Genomic DNA, 17,195 nt, shown 5'->3' on the forward strand with positions numbered 1-17,195 from the left:
TTCTCAGATTAATATTTGAAGGCTAAATAATATGTTTTTTAGAGACTTAATTTTTGACTATTCGGACGGAATTCTTATCAAATTGGACAGACATTAATTTTTGAAATTTTTAGGAGATAAACCAAAATACTGTTTGAATTTACGGCTAAATGCCGATAAATCTTTATAGCCAACTTTCTCACCAACTATCTGTAGCGAGTAGTCTGTATGCGTAAGTAATGCCTGTGCTTTTTCCATTCTAAGTTGGGTAATATGCTCAAGCACAGTTACACCCAATTGTGCTTTAAATATTTTTTTAAATTGAGTTGGACTTAAATAAGCGACTTCAGCCAGTGTCGCAATATTAAGTGGTTCGGTAATGTGTTCAGTAATGTAAAGCAGTGCATTGTTAATTCTCGCATCTAGCTTAGGCAGCAAGTTCTGGCTTTCTAACAATAGATAAAATGTTTCGTACATTGACTGTTCAATAAGCGGGTTGATTTGATTTTCTAACTGGCTCTCGATAAAAAGTAGATAATTTAACAAAGGCTTATTTATTTCAAAAACAATCTGCTCTGACGAAATAAGATTGTTAGGTAGGTTGCGCATATCAGCAACAATAAAGCGTGCCTCCCGTTCTGCTGCAAATAAATGCTTCTCATTGGCTCGAATAACGACACATTCTCGCGGCGCGACCTTACCGCTAAAATCGTCAACGTGTATGTTGATGACTCCTCGCAAGGGTAAAACAATTTGATTGAACTCATGAGAGTGAGAAACAGGGTTTGCACTATAAGAGCGAATAGATAATAGATTTGGCATGCCAACTACATCAAATTGTGATAATTCATAGCAATTTAATCGGTAATTTACGCCGCGACAAGAGGCGTTTTACCTTTGAATGAGTTTAAACCGATATCACGATAGGCGGTCAAGCAAAGCCCTCGGCCGATATAGTATCTACTTGGCTGAGTTGATTAAATAAAATACCGGCTTGGGTGCGGTTGTTTAGGTCAAGTTTACGTAAAATGGCGGATACATGTTGTTTTACTGTGGTTTCTTGCACAGACATTTCATAAGCAATTTGTTTGTTTAACAGGCCGTCGGCAATCATCGCCAGTACCTTGTATTGCTGTGGTGTAAGCTTTTCTAAGTTTTGTGCAAATTCGGTTTGTTCGTTGTCGATTGGGTGCGCTTCTAGATCTAGATTTTCAGGCAGCCAGGTGTCGCCATCAATCACGACTTCAATGGCTTTGCCAATATTGCTCAGCGAGGTCGATTTTGGAATGTAGGCGCAGGCACCAGCTTCCATGGCGTGGTTAATTATTTTGGCGTCTTCCGTTGCCGATACCATAATCACTAAGATATCAGGGTATTGGTTGCGAATTTGCGTGAGCCCTTGCAGGCCTTTGGCGCCAGGAATATTTAAATCGAGAAAAATGAGTTCGGTTTCTGGGTGAGTTTCCAGCAAAGAAAACAAGCTCGCTAAATCATAACACTCTTGAATATTGTCTTCTTCGAGATAGTTTGCCGCTGCTTGGCTTAAAGCACTGCGAAATAGCGGGTGATCGTCTGCGATAATGGCTTTCACTTGCGTTGTCATCCAATTAACTCCAATTCTTCCTGTTATAAGGTATTCGATATACGGTTACAAGCATTTCCCCAAAGCTGGGCCACCAAACTAGGTGTTGGCGACCCAAGGGGGAGTGTTAATTAAAAGCGGTAATTAACGGTGAGCGTAACGGTACGCGGGTCGCCGTAATAACCAATTAAGGTATTGTCACCACCTAACCCCGGCGTATATTTGCTTGTATCCGTTGGGTCAGTAGGATCAGGGGTGACAAATTGATAACCGCCAACAAGGTATTCTTCGTCGGTGAGGTTTTTACCCGTTAGTGATGCACTCCAGTGGCCATCATTCGAGTACCAAGTTACACCTAAATTTACTAAACCGTAGGCATCTTGCGAAAGTAGGCTGGCTTCTTCAAACAGCACGTAATCGCCGCGATGGTAGTAGTTACCGTTTACTACAAAGTCACCAAATGATGATTCAATTGAGTAATCAAATCCTAGGTTAAAGGTTAAATCTGGGGTGTTGGCAATATCAAATTGGTCTGATTTATCAAACTCTTCGCCTGTTTCTGGGTCGGTGTCGATCACTTCAGTAAATTCAGCATCGATATAACCAATCGAGGCATTAAAATTAAGGTTGTCAGTGGCAACATAAGTAAATTCGGCTTCTATGCCTTGCGACTCTGAGCGGCCAATATTGCCAAGGCGCTGGTTGAGATCGGCTGAGGTTTCGCCCGGTAAAATCGAAATATACTGGCGATCTTTATGCAGCAATGAGAACAAGGTGATGTTAGCTCGCAGGTTATCGTTCCACTCGCTTTTCATACCGAGTTCAAATGAATCTACAATCTCTGGATTGGCAGCGGGCTCTGCAGTTGTGGCACGCGGGTTATAAGTACCTGACTTAAATCCTTGTGCGTAGCTTGCAAAAAACATCATGTCATCTGAATGCTGATATTCCACACCAAGGCGTGGCGTAAAGCGCGACCAATCTTCGTTATCGTTCAGTACTTCTGGTACTAATTCGCCTGCTGGTCGCTCATAACCTGGGATCCACCCTGAGTATGGGTAGACAGTTTCAAATACTAAGCCATTGTTTACGTTTGCTTCTTTTTCATCTTGGGTATAACGGGCACCAAGGGTTGCCGACCACTGCTGGTTAAAGTAGTAGCTGCCTTGAATATACGCTGCTTTACTTGATGAATTGTTACAACCAGAGACTTCACGGGTTAACCCCGGTAATGAAATAGCATTGCCTAGCACTTCTAAAATGGCTTCAAACTGGCCGCATGACTCGCCATCATAGTAATAAAGACCCGACACCAATTTGTAGTTTTCACCTGCGTGGTTTAGTTGTAATTCATGGCTGGTTTGATTGTCGTCATACACAGCTGGAACATCAAAAATGCGAAGCGGTGTATTATCAAAGTCGATATTAGTTGGCGAATAGCTTTCACGTTTTGATGCAACGTATTTTAAGCTGGTGGCATCTGTTAAGTCCCAGTTGGCAAGTAGGCTGTAGCCTTCAAGCTCTACCTTGTTCCACGTTGGTAAGCTGGTGTACGAGTCGTATACGCTATTTGGCACTGGCGCATCTGTTAATAAACTTGGTAGTAAACGGTAGCCGCCTTTGGCATTTGAGGTATCGTCGGTTTTATCCCAATTTAAGCGGAAGAATAAATCGTCATTGGCATGCCATTCGAGTGTAACGCGGGCTGCTTCCACTTCTTTGTTGTAGTTTTCGGTATCTTGATTTGGTAAATCAGATTGTAAATATTCACCAAACCCGTCGCGATTTAAATTGGCATAACCAACGCCAACATAAAGAGTATCTTGAATAAGTGGGTATTGCCCTGTGAGTTTAATATCGCGCTGGTTATAACTACCTACGCTTGCTGATACATTAAACGTCGCATCTCCTGTCATTTCTTTGGTCACGTATTTAATGGCGCCACCTATGGTGTTTTTGCCATACAGTGTGCCTTGCGGACCGCGCAATACTTCAACGCGTTCAACATCGATTAAATCGAGCACGGCACCTTGCGGGCGCGCTAAATACACATCATCAATATAAATACCTACACCTGGCTCGTAGCCCCAAAGCGGGTCTTGCTGGCCAACACCACGAATAAACGCGGTAATGGTTGAGTTTGTGCCACGGCTGCGTTGCAACGTGGTATTTGGAGAAAATTGCTGTACTTCAATCAGTTCGGCAATGCCTTTTTCGGCAAGCTCAGTAGCACCTATTGAGGTAACGGCCACTGGCACTTGTTGAAGGTTTTCGACAGTTTTACGTGCGGTTACTTGAATGCGCTCAAGCTCTGCTTTTTTCTCGCCATTTTCCTGTTGATTTGCAAATGTAGGGGTTGCTAATGCCAATAATACAGCACCACTTACTGCAGACAGTGAGCGCAGGCAAGCGTGTTTGCTGCTGTTGATATTTGCCTTGGTCATAATGTTGTTCCTATCTTTATTGTTATACGTTACATCGCACAGCCAAGTCAGTTACCAATCTAGTGGGTAATCTTTAAAATAGCTTTAGCACTATAGTACTATCCACTGTTAATTTGTTGTTTTTAAATAACAAATCATTCACATATAACTATAGTGCTATTGTTTAAATCGCCACCCTTAGCCACATTGATATGCAGCAGTAATTTGACGCACTAGCAGCCAAGTCACCCTTGTTAGTGATTCAAATAGGAAGATTTTATGTTAAGTATGCTTGGCCTGATTGGTGGTCTGGCGCTTTTGATTGTGTTGACGCTGCGCGGCATGAATTTATTTATTGCCGCGCCAGCATGTGCACTCATTGTGGCGCTCACCAGTAATTTGGCGATATTTCCAAGCGCTGGCGCTGATAACTTTATTCAAGGCTATATGAATGGCTTTGCTAATTTTGTTAGTGCATGGTTTTTTATGTTTTTGCTTGGCAGTTTGTTTGGCAAATTTATGGAAGACACCGGCGCTGCCGACAGTGTCGCTCGCTATATTGTCGATAAACTCGGTATGAAACACGCAGTATTGGCAATTGTTATTGCCTGTGCCGTATTAACCTATGGTGGTGTTAGCGTGTTTATTGTGGCGTTTTCGGTGTACCCAATGGCGCTGTCGCTATTTAAAGATGCCAATTTACCGCGCCGTTTTATTCCAGCTACGTTGGCATTTGGTTCGGTTACCTTCACCATGACATCAGCAGGTTCGCCTGAAATTCAAAACTGGATCCCCATCAAGTATTTAGGCACTTCGCCTTATGCTGCGTGGGAAGTGAGCCTAGTTGTAGCAATTTTTATGGCGTGTTTTGGCTACTGGTGGCTGAAAAAAATGATTGGTAAAGCGGTGGCTAATGGCGAGCAGTTCGAAGCGCGCGATGACGACCCAGAAATCCCCGAGCGTGATTACCCGCACCCAATAACTGGGCTTATTCCGCTATTAGTGGTGTTGGCACTGTCATTTATTTTGCACGATAGCTTACAGCAGGCCGCTTTGATTGTGGCGTTATTAGGTGGGGTATTGTCAATTGTGGTGATTAACTTTAAACACTTTCACAATCTTGCCAAAGCGACCACCGAAGGCACTAATGGCGCACTGATTGCGATTGGTAATACCGCCGCTGTTGTGGGGTTTGGTGCCATTGCTAAATCGTCTGAAGCGTTTACCGTGGCAGTTGATTTAATGACGCAAATTCCAGGCAACGAGCTGATTGGTGCTGCGGTAGCGGTCAGTGTGATTGCGGGGTTAACGGGCTCAGCCTCCGGCGGGCAAGCCATTGCGCTGCCATTAGTCGCGCCGCACTATTTAGATGCAGGGGTTAACCCTGAACAATTACACCGAGTGGTATCAATTTCATCGGGTGCGCTTGATACCTTGCCACATAATGGGTATGTGGTAACTACCATTCGCGCAATTTGTAAAGAAACCCATCAAGCTGCATATTGGTCTATGGCGGCATTAAGTGCGGCGGTACCGTTACTTGGCGTTGTGTTGGCATTGTGTTTGTTTATTTGGTTTTAAGGGCTGATTATGAAAATAATAAAAATGATTACTTTGGTGTTTTTGCTATGTTGTTTGCATGTAAATGCCGAAACGCTACTTGTTGAAAAACAAACATTTACTACAAAAAACTTTAAAACCTTTGGTGGTAAAAATATTGCCGAAGTAAAGGTAGGTTTTGAAAGCTACGGCACGCTTAATGCCAAAAAAGACAATGCTATTTTAATTACCCATTTCTTTTCGGGTAATTCGCACGCGGCGGGCAAATATGCCGAAAGCGATGCGCTACCAGGTTATTGGGATGCGATTATTGGCCCTGGCAAAACCATTGATACCAATAAATATTTTGTCATTAGTGTGGATTCACTTGCCAATGCCAATGTAAATGATGGTCACACCATTACTACAGGCCCTTCGTCAATTAACCCTGCCACAAACAAACCGTATGGCCTTGATTTTCCAGTGGTGACCATTCGCGATTTTGTTAACGTGCAAAAGTTAGTGCTTGAGAGTTTAGGCATAAAAAGACTGCATGCGGTAATGGGCGCATCAATGGGGTCGTTTCAAGCGCTTGAATGGGCGGTAACCTACCCAGGTTGGGTTGGCAAATTAGTGCATGTGATCGGCGCTGGCCAAATGGATGCATGGAGTGTCTCGGCGCTAGAGCACTGGGCATTGCCAATTCGTTTAGATAAAAACTGGAATAATGGTGATTACTATGGCAAAGCTGCGCCTATCGACGGGTTAACTGCCACTATGCTCAATATCACCCAAGATGCAATGCACCCGAATATGTTTGCGCTGAGCTTCCCTAATTTTAAAGTGCTGGATAAAGGGGCACTTAACGATATTCGCACCCAACCTGAGGTAGTGCAAACCCTGTTAAGCCGCGCCAAGCTTCGCGCTAAAACACAAGATGCCAACCATGTGCTTTATTTAGTGCGCGCATCGCAGTTGTTTGTAGCGGGCCATCAAGATGACTACTTAGCAAGCCTTAGCAAAATTAGCGCGCCAAGTTTAATTATTCCTGCCAGCAAAGATTTATTGCTACGCCCAGAGATGGGTCGTGCCCTTAATAGCGCATTAAAAGCGCAAGGAAAACAAACCGATTTGGTAGAGCTCACCGGCGATTGGGGTCATTTAGAAGGGGTATTTGCAATCTCAGCACAAAAAGAACGTATTCAAGAGTTTTTGGAGGCCGAATAGTGAATAAACATATTTTGATCACCGGCGGTGCCAGTGGTATTGGTTTGGGCATGGCAGAAGCACTTGCCGATAGCGACACCTTAATTACCGTAACCGATTTAAACCAAGAGGCTGCACTTGAGGCGGCAAAAAAACTCAGTTGCAAAGGCTATCACGCGCTTGGTGTAGCACTAAATGTGACCGATGAAGCTGCGATTATTCAGCTACTTAGCGAGCTGCCTGCACCGGTTGATGTGTTAATTAATAATGCAGGTATTCAACATGTTGCGGCGCTTGAAGAGTTTCCGCAAAACCAGTGGCGTTTGCTGGTGGATGTAATGCTTACCGGCACGGCACTAATGACCAAAGCGGTATTACCGAGTATGCGCGAGCGCAATTTTGGCCGCGTGATTAATATTGGCTCAATTCATAGCTTAGTGGCGTCGCGTTTTAAGTCAGCCTATGTGGCGGCCAAGCATGGTTTAGTTGGCTTTTCGAAAGTGATGGCGTTAGAAACCGCCGAGCACGATATTACCATCAATACCATTTGCCCAGCGTATGTAAAAACCCCGCTCGTTGAAAAGCAAATTGCCGATCAGGCAAAAAACCATGGCATTAGCGAGCAACAAGTGATTGAGCAAATTATGCTCGCACCCATGCCAAAAAAATCATTTATCGATATTGCAGAAATAGCCCACACAGTGCGTTTTTTAATGGCAAAAGAGGCGTGCAATATTACCGGGCAAACCTTGGCGCTAGATGGCGGCTGGACCGCACAATAGGAGTTTAAAATGGCAGGATTTAATAAGGTAGTTTCAAGTTACAGAGAGGCAATGGCTGGGCTCGAAGATGGCATGACGGTAATTGCGGGCGGTTTTGGCCTGTGTGGTATTCCAGAAGGTTTAATTAGCGAAATTAAGCGCCAACAAACTAAAGCGCTTACGGTCGTTTCAAACAACTGTGGTGTTGATGGCTTTGGTTTGGGCATTTTGCTTGAAGACAAGCAAATAAAAAAAATGGTGTCATCGTATGTGGGTGAAAACGCTTTATTTGAGCAGCAACTATTGGCGGGTGAATTGGAGGTACAACTTACTCCACAAGGCACGTTGGCTGAAAAAATGCGTGCAGGTGGTGCAGGTATTCCGGCATTTTATACGGCAACAGGTGTGGGTACTTTAGTTGCCGAAGGTAAAGAAATTAAACAATTTAATGGCCGCGATTATTTGCTCGAGCCAAGTATTGTTGGTGATTTTGCCATTATTAAAGCGTGGAAAGCTGACCGCTATGGCAACAGTGTTTATCGCCATACTGCAATGAACTTTAACCCCATGGCAGCTACCGCAGGCAAAATTACCGTGGTAGAAGCAGAAGAAATTGTGGAACCTGGTGAGCTAGCGCCAAGCGAAATTCATACCCCAGGTATTTATGTAAACCGCGTTATTAAAGGTGAATTTGAAAAACGCATTGAGCGTGTTGTGACACAGGAGCAAAACTAATGGCGTTAACCAGAGAACAAATTGCACAGCGTGTGGCACGTGAACTTGAAGACGGTTTTTACGTAAACCTTGGCATTGGTATTCCAACACTTGTGGCAAACTTTGTGCCTGAGGGCATCGAAGTGATGCTGCAATCAGAAAATGGCTTACTTGGCATGGGTCCTTATCCAACAAAAGATCAAGTAGACGCCGATATGATAAACGCCGGTAAAGAAACCGTAACCGCAGCTACAGGCGCTGCTATTTTTAGCTCGGCAGAAAGTTTTGCCATGATCCGCGGCGGTCATGTTGATTTAACCGTGTTAGGTGCATTCGAAGTGGATCAGCAGGGCAATATTGCCAGCTGGATGATCCCAAAAAAATTGGTCAAGGGCATGGGCGGCGCAATGGATTTAGTGGCAGGTGCCAAAAACATTATTTGTGTAATGACCCACGCGAACAAACACGGCGAGTCCAAATTACTTAGCCATTGCAGCCTACCGCTAACAGGGGTTAACTGCATTAATAAAATTGTTACCGATTTAGCTGTGCTAGAAGTAAAAGACGGTGCATTCCATTTACTAGAGCGCGCACCGGGCATAAGTGTGGATGAAATCATCAGCAAAACCCAAGGCAAGTTAGTGGTGCCAGAATGTGTGCCTGAAATGGTGTTTAGTTAAATTAATTTCCAGTTGTAGCGCAAAATAAAAGGGGAACGTAATAGTTCCCCTTTTTATCGAAACATGCAATCAAACTATTCTGATGTTTCAGTATCGGTTTGTTGGCCCGTTTCCTGACTCAATTGCTGCGAATTTTCGTCATCATCTGGGGTAATGAAAAAGTCATTGGCATTGATTTTAGCCAGGTTGTCAAACTGCGCTTTGCCAAGGCTAAACCAAGGTGCAAAGTCGCTGCGTTTTACATAATAGCTGTCTTCATGTTGAGCAAACTCAAAGTCGAACTGCTTTCCGTCGGCATCTTTCACGCTGAGCTTTTCAATCTCTGCAAAAGCAATTTCTTGCTCGGCGATTGCTGTGACCGTTAAACTCGAAAATTGCGCAAGCAGCTCATCAATACGCTCGGTATCGAGTGTTTGACCTTCAGGCAATTTTGCAGGCGCCTTAACTTGCCATATGGTTTCAATATGGGTCTTTGAGCTGGCGTTTGCATTTATGATATCTGGTAAGGCAGCGCTTTTATCTGTGATAGACTCAGTGCGTTTGTCTAGGTCAACATCTTGCTGTACTTGGGTTTTTTCAAACGCTAATCCTGCTTGGCTGATTTCGCTGATATCTTTTACCGACAGCAATGACTTACTCAACCAATCATTTTTATCGACACTAAGCTGATAGCCGCTGAACTCTATGGTGAACACATCGTTATTGTCGCCATTACGCACGTAGAGCTTTTTAAAGCTGGGTGACTCACCTAACAATATGTCAACTTTATCATCACCAAGCTTGTAGGTAATGCGTTTTTCGAAATTGTCATCGGCCACTTTAAAACGTTCGTGACTAGCTTCAGTGCGTGACACAGGCCAATTCACCTTGCTGTTGATTAAAGTGTCGGTTAGAGCTGACACTTTATAATCAAGTAAAGGTAAATTTGGGTAATCAGCCAAATGCCAATCTTCACCGTTCTTCACCAATGTAAGCGGCTTATCATTATCACCTTCTTGTAAGGTAATTTCGTTGATGGTTTGCTGTTCTAGGCTTAACAATGACACTGGCGCTTGTGTTTCAAAGCTATTTTGGCCGTTATAAAATAGTGCGCCAGCTAAAATCACTTGTGCGCCTAAAACCACAGATAAAATAGTTACTGCTTTATTCATGGTTGCACTCCTATTGCGAAATCCAAGTTAAATACTCACGCTGCTTGCGCTTTCTTCGTTGACGATCAAATAGGGCTAAGCCCATTAACAATGTGAATGCCAGCGCATAGTTACCGTATTCCCATATAAGCTGCTGGTCGTGCTCCATCGGTGGTAGGGTGCGATTGAAATTGCCGCGCGCGCGAATGCTCATTAACGCTCGGTCTTCTAGCGACCAATCCACGGCGTTCATCATCAGCTGCAAACTATTTAAATAATCGTTTTGCGATACGCCTGCGGTCAGTTGCAGCACTTGGTCTTGTACAAAGTCGTTTGAACTGAACAAGATAATGCGTGCACTGTCTGGCGCATGTTTAATCACACTGCTGACATCAAACTGTGTGTCGCTCTGGGCTTCACTGTTTTCAGACTCATTCTCAACGTCGTCAGCCGATGCATCGCTTTGAGAATTGGACTCTTTGGCAGCTAAAAGCGGAGAGTTTTTATCAGCAAAGTATGAGGTAAATTTACCTTGTGCCATCACACCCATTAACTGCTTCGCGGTGTCACCTTCTGAGATGTAACTAGTCTCGCCTTGCGCGTTTAGCTGCGGCATCACATCAAGAGACGATGACGTCCACGCTTTGTCAGAGCTTTCAATCAATTTAGTGAAAGTTATATTGTCTTTATTCTCTGCAAGTATAATGGGCGATGACCAAGCCATTGTCAGTTGCGGTAGTTCAGAGGTGATTAAACTGTCTTGATTTAATCCATCACGGATATCTGCAAAGTACGGGTAATCCAACATACGCATTTCTTGCAACTGGAAACCTCCAACATTACGGGTCACCGGAATTGGGAATGCCGCATTGGTGGCATCCATCACTAGGCTGTTTTCAATGTTTAAACCATGGTGCGCCAACCAGTCTGTTAGCCCACTGTCGACTGAGCTCATATTCAAACTGCCACCAGCAAGATTGATGCTATAAGGCGACGTTGCTGCGATCACTGTCCCACCTTTCATTAAGAATTGGTCTACAGCAAATAACTGTTTCTCGTCCAGTGATTTAGGCGCAACAAGCATTAGGATGTCGGCTTCACCCGATACACTGCCATCGCTTAAATCTTCATTGATGATGTTCAGCTCACTGCCTAGCATGCGCTCTAGCTCTCTAAAGCTGCTGCTTGGCATGCCGTAGCCATAGCTTGGGGCTGAAGCGGGTTTTACCAGCGCTAAGTTTTTCGTGAACCCTGATGCAAACCGCTTAATTGCCGCATCGAGGTTGCGTTCAAAGCTTGCGTCGCTAAAGTCATCCAGAGGAATTTGTACGATTTGATCTTCGCCCGCCAAAGTCAGGTAAAAGTAGAAGGTTTGATCTGAGAAAAAGCTGGTTGCCATTGGCTCAAAGCCATAGTCTTCGGCTATCTGAGTTGCAACTTTACCACCTTCGGCTTCTGGCTCGATAAAATTAACTGCCAGCTTATTGTAAGACGTGGCTTGCACATCATTTAAATGCTTTTCAATGCCTTGCTTTAAGGTTTGTAATTGCTCAGGCAATTTGTCATTTGCCGACACATACGCGTTAAACGTCAGTGTTTGCTTCACAGTGTCGAATAAGTTACCACCGCTTTGATAGTTTTGCAGTACGGTTTTAATCGCGCGGGTAATGTCGTGTTCAGGGTTACGTAACAGCACTTCAACATCTGACTCAGCGCGGGCATTAACCTCAATTAAATCCCTAAACCCTAATACTTGATGCTCGTCGCCGTATTGCACCAGAATATTAAAATAAGAGCTGACAATTGACGCTTGATAACGGTCGGCCACTTGGAACGGCATTGGTTTAATGCCAAATTGGGTGTTAGCTTCTTCTTCAAGCTCAGGGTGCATTTGCGGGTCAATAAACTCAACGCGCACTCTGCCATCGGCAACAACTTCGTACTCTTGTAATAAGTCTTTCACTTGGGGCACCAATGGCGCTAGTAACGGGTGGGTTTTATTGCTGAAATATCCTCGGATCAACATAGGCTCTTGTAATTGCGCCAAATAAGACTCAGTTGCCTCAGAAATCGAGTATTGTTTGCCTGCGGTGGTGTCTAAACGCAATTGTGGTAACTGACTGAGCCACACGTTAGCTGTGAGTAAATTTACTACTAGCAAGCCTGTCACTCGTTGCCAGGTTTTATGGTGCCTTGATTGTATATTTGCTTTATTGTCGTTTTTCGCCCAGCGCTCTTGCTCTAAAAAGTAAGTATTTAAAGCTAAGAACACCAAAGTTAACGACACATAATACACCAAGTCTCGCACATCAATGACACCACGGGTGATGTCGTCAAAGCGCGCACCGGTGCCGAGTTGTCTTAAAAATTCAGCCCCTTGATGGGAGAAAAAGTCGGTGATCGCAGCAGTACCAATAAAGTAAAAAATACCACCAATTACACATGCGGTGATCAAACTGACTATTTGATTGTCACTGCGCGCTGATACCGCTAAACCAATGGAAATATAGGCACTGCCCAGTAACAACACCGCCAAATAACCCGAAATAACAGGGCCCCAGTCTAACTCGCCTAAAAAACTAACGGTGATCGGTAAAGGCAATGTGATTACTAACGCAATCGCCAACAGAGCCAAGCAGCCTAAAAACTTGCCTAGCACAAAATGCCACAAGGGCACCGATAAGGTATGCACGTATTCAATGGTGCCGCTGCGTCGCTCTTCACTCCAAAGCTTCATGGTTAAGGTTGCCGATAGAAAGATAAGCAGAATGGGCATCCACTCAAACATCGGGCGCACATCGGCAATGTTACGAGAGAAAAATGCCTCAGCCCAAAAGAAGATAAACAAGGTTAACGACACAAATGCGCCAATAAACAAGTAAGCTATGGGCGATGAGAAAAATAGCGCGATTTCTTTTTGCGCAATACGAACAGCATTAAACTGCGCTGATTGACTAGGCTGCATGCGCGGCTCCTCCCTTAGTGTTATTCGCGGTTGCGACGAATTCGTCGTTATTGATTTGGTTAAAGACGGTTTCTAGGTCACGTTTTTGCGGGTAAATGGCAAACAATTGCGCGCCACTTTCAATAATGGTGTTGCTGATAGTGGCCGCTACTTGCTGCATGTTCGACTTGTCTTCTAAACTCACGATGAATTTTTGCGGCTCGTGTTCAACAGCAAAAATGCCTTTGATGTCGGTGAGCTTTTTCACTTCTGCTAAGTCGCTTTCGACCACCAGCTGTTTGCTTCGCTGCAATGCTTCGAGTTGTTCATCGAGCACCAGTTGCCCCGATTTCAAGATCAACACACGATCACATAAAGCATTCACCTCTTGCATAATATGGGTTGATAGAATCACCGTGGCTTTTTTGGCTATGTCTTTAATCAGCTCACGCATATGCTGTGTTTGCTCTGGGTCGAGGCCATTGGTTGGCTCATCCAAAATCAATAGTTTTGGTTGCCCCAAAATAGCTTGTGCCACACCCACACGCTGCTTATAACCTCGCGATAAGGTTTCGATGGGTGCCAATAATTTTGCAGATAAATCCGTAGCTTTGATGGCACGTTTAATCTCAGCTACTTTAGTGTTGCCCTTTAACCCTTTTAAATCTGCGGCGTAATCTAGGTACTCGGCCACGCTCATTTCTGGGTAGACGGGCAAACTTTCGGGTAAATAACCAAGTTGGCTTTGAAGTTTTTTTGGGTCTTTAGAAAGCGTTACGCCATCTAAGCTGACGTCGCCAGTGTCGGCTTCAAGATAGCCACTGATCATTTTCATTATGGTGGTTTTACCCGCGCCGTTGTGCCCAAGCAGCCCGATAATTTCACCTTTTTGGATTTTAAAACTCACAGAATCTACAGCTTTAAAACTGCCATAGCTGCGAGTTAAATTACTCACCTCTAACATGGAAGTCTCCGAATTAAGCTTATTACTGGTTGTTTATAAATAGATTTTTATTTGAAAAGAGTGCTTGAGATGTTATCGAAAAATACATTGTTATTATCTCCATAGTTGCAGGGTAAATTCCCCAAACAAAGTAAAGAACGAATCGTATTTTCTGATATGGGCAAATTAAAAAAGTTCAAGAGGGAGTGGTTATTTTTTGTTGCAATATCAAGTTAGGCAATAGAGCTAACCATAAATAGCGGAAGTTGACGAGTTTGCCTGTGTTGAAAACTGCTTATTTATCTTTAGTTTCAGCAAAAGGAGGTGGGGGCTAACAGATAAACAATACTTTCCAGCGTGTTAACATTTAGCTAATTGTGCTTTAAGCCAGCTTTCAGCCTCGTCTAATGTTTCAAAAAACGCGATATTTTGTTGTTTAAGCGCGGGTGTTCGCGCGAGTAAGATTTGCTTGGTAACATTGTTATCAATGATAAAGGCTTTTGCAATAATCGCCTGTTGATTTAACCATTCATTGTACTTATCGAGTGCTTGATATGCGTCTGGCGTGCCCCCTTCGATTTCAAGGTTATTAATTAGCATGGCGAAGGGTTGATTTTGAAAGCTGTTTACGAGACGTTTAATTTCATTTGCGTAATTTAGCACCGCTGTTTCATTAAAACTACCAATAAATGCAGCCGAAATAATACGTTCATCAATTAAATTGATTTCACATTTTCCGTGGCGGTTAGCAGCAATAGACTTCATAAACAAACTACAAAAAGATAAATACTAAGTGTAACGGAAAAATAGCGATAAGAAAGTTAGCAATTGGTGTTAGATAGCAGGAGGAGCTGAGGCAAGTAGATTACTTGCCTCCGGAATTTTTGCTTATAAAACCACTAGGTTTTCAGCTTGAGGTCCTTTTTGACCAGTCGTTACAGTGAACTCAACTTTCTGACCTTCAGTAAGGGTACGGAAGCCGTCACCAGTAATAGCACTAAAGTGTACAAATACGTCTGGGCCTGATGATTGCTCGATAAAGCCAAAACCTTTTGATTCATTGAACCACTTAACAGTGCCGTTTACTTTTTCTGACATGATATAAATCCAGTATATAAATTTGGGTGTAACAATTGCTCATAATGAGCGTGAATAGCGTCAAAATAAAGCAAAGTGTTAGTGACTACAGGACGTCGTACAACATATTCGGCGAAATGAAGAAATAATACTGTAACTCAACTTATTAGCTACTAACTCAAGGTAACTGTCATACAAGGCAAAGTCAATGATAATTTAATGACAAAATTGAGAAGTTTTTACCCAAAAGTTGTTTGTTTAATAATCAAGTTCAGTTTTCCGTGCTAAGCGAGTTTTAGCGTTGTACTTGCAAATAATTAATTGATGAATAAGAAATTAATAGAATTTTATGATAATTCCCCACTATCGATATTAAGTTAAACAAAGCCAATGGACCTAAAAAAGGGGCGTTTAGGTCCGATGGCTATTTACAGTTTGGCAAATGAGCATTGTTTACTCACTGAAAAATGCAGTATTTTTCACTCATTTCTTACGGTGCATTCCTCTTATTGGATAATTGTTATCCGGGTTTCGGATCCACGCTAAGCCATTTACTAATGCTTCCAACTCAGGACGGACAAATGGGTTGTTTGATATATCGACAACTTGAATGTCACCCTTTGCATTTACAACAAATAATCCTGGTTCAGCAAAAGGGTGATCGGTTTCTTGTTCAGAGCGAGGATCGGAAATATAAAGACCCAGAGTTTTCATTTGCTCTATTGTTAGGCCATAAGCAATTGGAAAGTTCACCGTAAGCTGCTCTAAATGAGAAGCTAATTGTTCTTTACTGTCACCTGAAATGGCCACTATATCTACCCCAATTTCAGATAATCGCTCTTGAAAAGTCGCTAATTGATTGAGGTATTTAGTGCAAAGCGGGCAGTGTCGACCGCGATAAATCAGAACTAATTGCCAATCATGATTGGCGGTCGGTAAGCCAATCTCAATCGTCTCACCAGATAACAGTGTTGCATCAAATTTCGGAAATACCGTACCTGCATGTAATTTTTGTGTGTATTCAAAAGACATTATTTACTCCGTTAAAAGTGATTATTGAGATGAGCTGTAAAACGTTCTAAATCGTTTTCTACATTTGCGTTTTTCATCACATCAAAACAGGCAAATGTTGGTAATGCGTGCATATCAAAAAATTTAAAATTCATGTGCATAGGAAAGAGTAGATCATCTACCGATTTACCGTTAAAAAACTCACTTGGATCATTAAAAGCTTCTTCCGGCGCATTAAATGTGACAGACATCATGTATTTAGTACCTGTTAGTGTGCCACCGCGCCCATAATGTTTTTTTGGCTCTTCGGCTGTTCGACCGTCGCCATTACACAATGCGCCGCCCATTCCAGCTGTGTAAACTTCATCCATGTACTTTTTGAATGACCAAGTCACGCCCATCCAATTAATCGGTGACTGAAAAATAACAACGTCTGCCCATTGGTGATTTTCAAGCTCTTTCTCAACATCTATTTCGTCTTGCATTGTTACAACGTGTGTTTCGTGACCTTTTTGCGTCAATAGTGAAACGGCTTTGTCTACTAAGGTTGCGTTTAACTTACCTTCTGAAAATGGGTAATACTGGTGACCATTAATAATTAAAATATTGCTCATATGTTACTTCCTAATGTTAGGTTTCATTAAAAGTGTTAATGAGGTATATTTTAGGAACCTAGTATGTTAATTCAATTAGTATACTTTTAGTAACCTAGTATTTAGAGGCATATTTTTAGTGGAAAGTTATGTAAAAACAGACACTAAAGGCAAGAAAAAAGTTTTTAATGTGTGTGATGAACCATGTGCCATTGAAAAAGGCATGCGTTTAATTGGCGGAAAATGGAAGGGCTCAATTATTTATCATTTAAAAGATCAGCCTGTTCGCTTTAATGATTTAGTCAGAATGCTAGGTGGTGCAACTAAAAAAATGGTTGATCAACGCCTAAAAGAACTCGAACAAGAGGGCATGGTTTTACGCAAAGTCATTAATGAACGCCCAGTGGCTGTGACTTATGAATTAACAGAGTTTGGTCGCTCTGCACTTAATATTTTAGAGTCGCTGAGACAGTGGTCTGAGTCACATAATTTAGCCATTAAATAAGCTTAAATATCACAGCTTAACGGGCTTTTAGATAGGCTATTTTGGCATACAATTAGCCGTTAATGCGCAGGAAAAATGTAAACTTATCAACTAATGTTAAAGACATCT

At 42.8% G+C, this 17,195-nt stretch carries 16 protein-coding genes; 6 read left to right on the plus strand and 10 right to left on the minus strand.

What is annotated here, in order from left to right; all coding sequences use genetic code 11:
- Window positions 1-93: 93 nt before the first annotated feature.
- The 3 genes from OM33_RS15520 to OM33_RS15530 all read right to left on the minus strand — a co-directional run bounded on the left by OM33_RS15520 (window position 94) and on the right by OM33_RS15530 (window position 4,005).
- Window positions 94-801 carry a helix-turn-helix domain-containing protein gene (locus tag OM33_RS15520; RefSeq protein WP_040134865.1) on the minus strand — a complete coding sequence of 236 codons (708 nt, stop codon included), beginning with the start codon at window positions 799-801 and terminating at the stop codon, window positions 94-96.
- Between the two features lie 109 nt (window positions 802-910).
- Window positions 911-1,582, minus strand: a complete 672-nt coding sequence (locus OM33_RS15525) for a response regulator transcription factor (protein ID WP_040134866.1) — start codon at window positions 1,580-1,582, stop codon at window positions 911-913.
- 110 nt (window positions 1,583-1,692) lie between these two features.
- Window positions 1,693-4,005 carry a TonB-dependent receptor gene (locus tag OM33_RS15530; RefSeq protein ID WP_052141090.1) on the minus strand — a complete coding sequence of 771 codons (2,313 nt, stop codon included), beginning with the start codon at window positions 4,003-4,005 and terminating at the stop codon, window positions 1,693-1,695.
- A gap of 258 nt (window positions 4,006-4,263) precedes the next feature.
- Here OM33_RS15530 and OM33_RS15535 point away from each other — a divergent pair, with 258 nt between their 5' ends.
- Genes OM33_RS15535 through OM33_RS15555 form a run of 5 tightly spaced genes read left to right on the plus strand, consistent with a single transcriptional unit; the run spans window position 4,264 to window position 8,884 of the window.
- Window positions 4,264-5,565 carry a GntP family permease gene (locus tag OM33_RS15535; protein WP_040134868.1) on the plus strand — a complete coding sequence of 434 codons (1,302 nt, stop codon included), beginning with the start codon at window positions 4,264-4,266 and terminating at the stop codon, window positions 5,563-5,565.
- 9 nt (window positions 5,566-5,574) lie between these two features.
- The gene (locus OM33_RS15540; protein WP_040134870.1) at window positions 5,575-6,750 is read left to right on the plus strand and encodes an E22 family MetX-like putative esterase; all 1,176 of its coding nucleotides are present in this window, start codon (window positions 5,575-5,577) and stop codon (window positions 6,748-6,750) included.
- The gene (locus tag OM33_RS15545) at window positions 6,750-7,511 is read left to right on the plus strand and encodes a 3-hydroxybutyrate dehydrogenase (RefSeq protein ID WP_040134872.1); all 762 of its coding nucleotides are present in this window, start codon (window positions 6,750-6,752) and stop codon (window positions 7,509-7,511) included. Before OM33_RS15540 ends, OM33_RS15545 begins: the two co-directional genes overlap by 1 nt.
- Before the next feature lie 9 nt (window positions 7,512-7,520).
- Window positions 7,521-8,225: a CoA transferase subunit A gene (locus OM33_RS15550; RefSeq protein WP_040134874.1), complete on the plus strand. Its 705-nt coding sequence runs from the start codon at window positions 7,521-7,523 to the stop codon at window positions 8,223-8,225.
- The gene (locus OM33_RS15555; RefSeq protein ID WP_040134876.1) at window positions 8,225-8,884 is read left to right on the plus strand and encodes a CoA transferase subunit B; all 660 of its coding nucleotides are present in this window, start codon (window positions 8,225-8,227) and stop codon (window positions 8,882-8,884) included. Before OM33_RS15550 ends, OM33_RS15555 begins: the two co-directional genes overlap by 1 nt.
- A 74-nt stretch (window positions 8,885-8,958) precedes the next feature.
- Here OM33_RS15555 and OM33_RS15560 read toward each other — a convergent pair whose 3' ends face one another.
- The 7 genes from OM33_RS15560 to OM33_RS15590 all read right to left on the minus strand — a co-directional run bounded on the left by OM33_RS15560 (window position 8,959) and on the right by OM33_RS15590 (window position 16,603).
- Window positions 8,959-10,035, minus strand: a complete 1,077-nt coding sequence (locus OM33_RS15560) for a DUF4340 domain-containing protein (RefSeq protein ID WP_040134877.1) — start codon at window positions 10,033-10,035, stop codon at window positions 8,959-8,961.
- A gap of 10 nt (window positions 10,036-10,045) precedes the next feature.
- Window positions 10,046-12,979, minus strand: a complete 2,934-nt coding sequence (locus OM33_RS15565) for a Gldg family protein (protein ID WP_040134879.1) — start codon at window positions 12,977-12,979, stop codon at window positions 10,046-10,048.
- Entirely contained in the window at window positions 12,969-13,922 is a 954-nt protein-coding gene (locus OM33_RS15570) for an ABC transporter ATP-binding protein (RefSeq protein ID WP_040134881.1), read from the minus strand. Before OM33_RS15570 ends, OM33_RS15565 begins: the two co-directional genes overlap by 11 nt.
- Window positions 13,923-14,261: 339 nt before the next feature.
- A complete protein-coding gene (locus tag OM33_RS15575; RefSeq protein ID WP_040134883.1) occupies window positions 14,262-14,666 on the minus strand; it encodes a hypothetical protein in 405 nt (134 codons plus the stop codon).
- A gap of 123 nt (window positions 14,667-14,789) precedes the next feature.
- Window positions 14,790-14,999: a cold-shock protein gene (locus OM33_RS15580; RefSeq protein ID WP_040134885.1), complete on the minus strand. Its 210-nt coding sequence runs from the start codon at window positions 14,997-14,999 to the stop codon at window positions 14,790-14,792.
- A 462-nt stretch (window positions 15,000-15,461) separates the two neighbouring features.
- Window positions 15,462-16,010, minus strand: a complete 549-nt coding sequence (locus OM33_RS15585) for a redoxin domain-containing protein (RefSeq protein WP_040134887.1) — start codon at window positions 16,008-16,010, stop codon at window positions 15,462-15,464.
- 11 nt (window positions 16,011-16,021) lie between these two features.
- Window positions 16,022-16,603, minus strand: a complete 582-nt coding sequence (locus OM33_RS15590; protein WP_040134891.1) for an NAD(P)H-dependent oxidoreductase — start codon at window positions 16,601-16,603, stop codon at window positions 16,022-16,024.
- 118 nt (window positions 16,604-16,721) lie between these two features.
- On the opposite strand from OM33_RS15590, the gene OM33_RS15595 reads away from it, so the two are divergent.
- Window positions 16,722-17,087: a winged helix-turn-helix transcriptional regulator gene (locus OM33_RS15595; protein WP_040134892.1), complete on the plus strand. Its 366-nt coding sequence runs from the start codon at window positions 16,722-16,724 to the stop codon at window positions 17,085-17,087.
- The last annotated feature ends 108 nt before the right edge of the window (window positions 17,088-17,195 follow it).

It is taken from the genome of Pseudoalteromonas piratica (assembly GCF_000788395.1).
GTDB lineage: Bacteria > Pseudomonadota > Gammaproteobacteria > Enterobacterales > Alteromonadaceae > Pseudoalteromonas > Pseudoalteromonas piratica.

Excerpts from the sequence above, each read along its gene's own strand:
- OM33_RS15565 (WP_040134879.1), bottom strand. The coding sequence starts at position 12,979 with ATGCAGCCTAGTCAATCAGCGCAGTTTAATGCTGTTCGTATTGCGCAA.
- OM33_RS15580 (WP_040134885.1), bottom strand. The coding sequence starts at position 14,999 with ATGTCAGAAAAAGTAAACGGCACTGTTAAGTGGTTCAATGAATCAAAA.
- OM33_RS15525 (WP_040134866.1), bottom strand. The coding sequence starts at position 1,582 with ATGACAACGCAAGTGAAAGCCATTATCGCAGACGATCACCCGCTATTT.
- OM33_RS15530 (WP_052141090.1), bottom strand. The coding sequence starts at position 4,005 with ATGACCAAGGCAAATATCAACAGCAGCAAACACGCTTGCCTGCGCTCA.
- OM33_RS15555 (WP_040134876.1), top strand. The coding sequence starts at position 8,225 with ATGGCGTTAACCAGAGAACAAATTGCACAGCGTGTGGCACGTGAACTT.
- OM33_RS15540 (WP_040134870.1), top strand. The coding sequence starts at position 5,575 with ATGAAAATAATAAAAATGATTACTTTGGTGTTTTTGCTATGTTGTTTG.
- OM33_RS15570 (WP_040134881.1), bottom strand. The coding sequence starts at position 13,922 with ATGTTAGAGGTGAGTAATTTAACTCGCAGCTATGGCAGTTTTAAAGCT.
- OM33_RS15550 (WP_040134874.1), top strand. The coding sequence starts at position 7,521 with ATGGCAGGATTTAATAAGGTAGTTTCAAGTTACAGAGAGGCAATGGCT.
- OM33_RS15590 (WP_040134891.1), bottom strand. The coding sequence starts at position 16,603 with ATGAGCAATATTTTAATTATTAATGGTCACCAGTATTACCCATTTTCA.
- OM33_RS15575 (WP_040134883.1), bottom strand. The coding sequence starts at position 14,666 with ATGAAGTCTATTGCTGCTAACCGCCACGGAAAATGTGAAATCAATTTA.
- OM33_RS15520 (WP_040134865.1), bottom strand. The coding sequence starts at position 801 with ATGCCAAATCTATTATCTATTCGCTCTTATAGTGCAAACCCTGTTTCT.
- OM33_RS15535 (WP_040134868.1), top strand. The coding sequence starts at position 4,264 with ATGTTAAGTATGCTTGGCCTGATTGGTGGTCTGGCGCTTTTGATTGTG.
- OM33_RS15560 (WP_040134877.1), bottom strand. The coding sequence starts at position 10,035 with ATGAATAAAGCAGTAACTATTTTATCTGTGGTTTTAGGCGCACAAGTG.
- OM33_RS15585 (WP_040134887.1), bottom strand. The coding sequence starts at position 16,010 with ATGTCTTTTGAATACACACAAAAATTACATGCAGGTACGGTATTTCCG.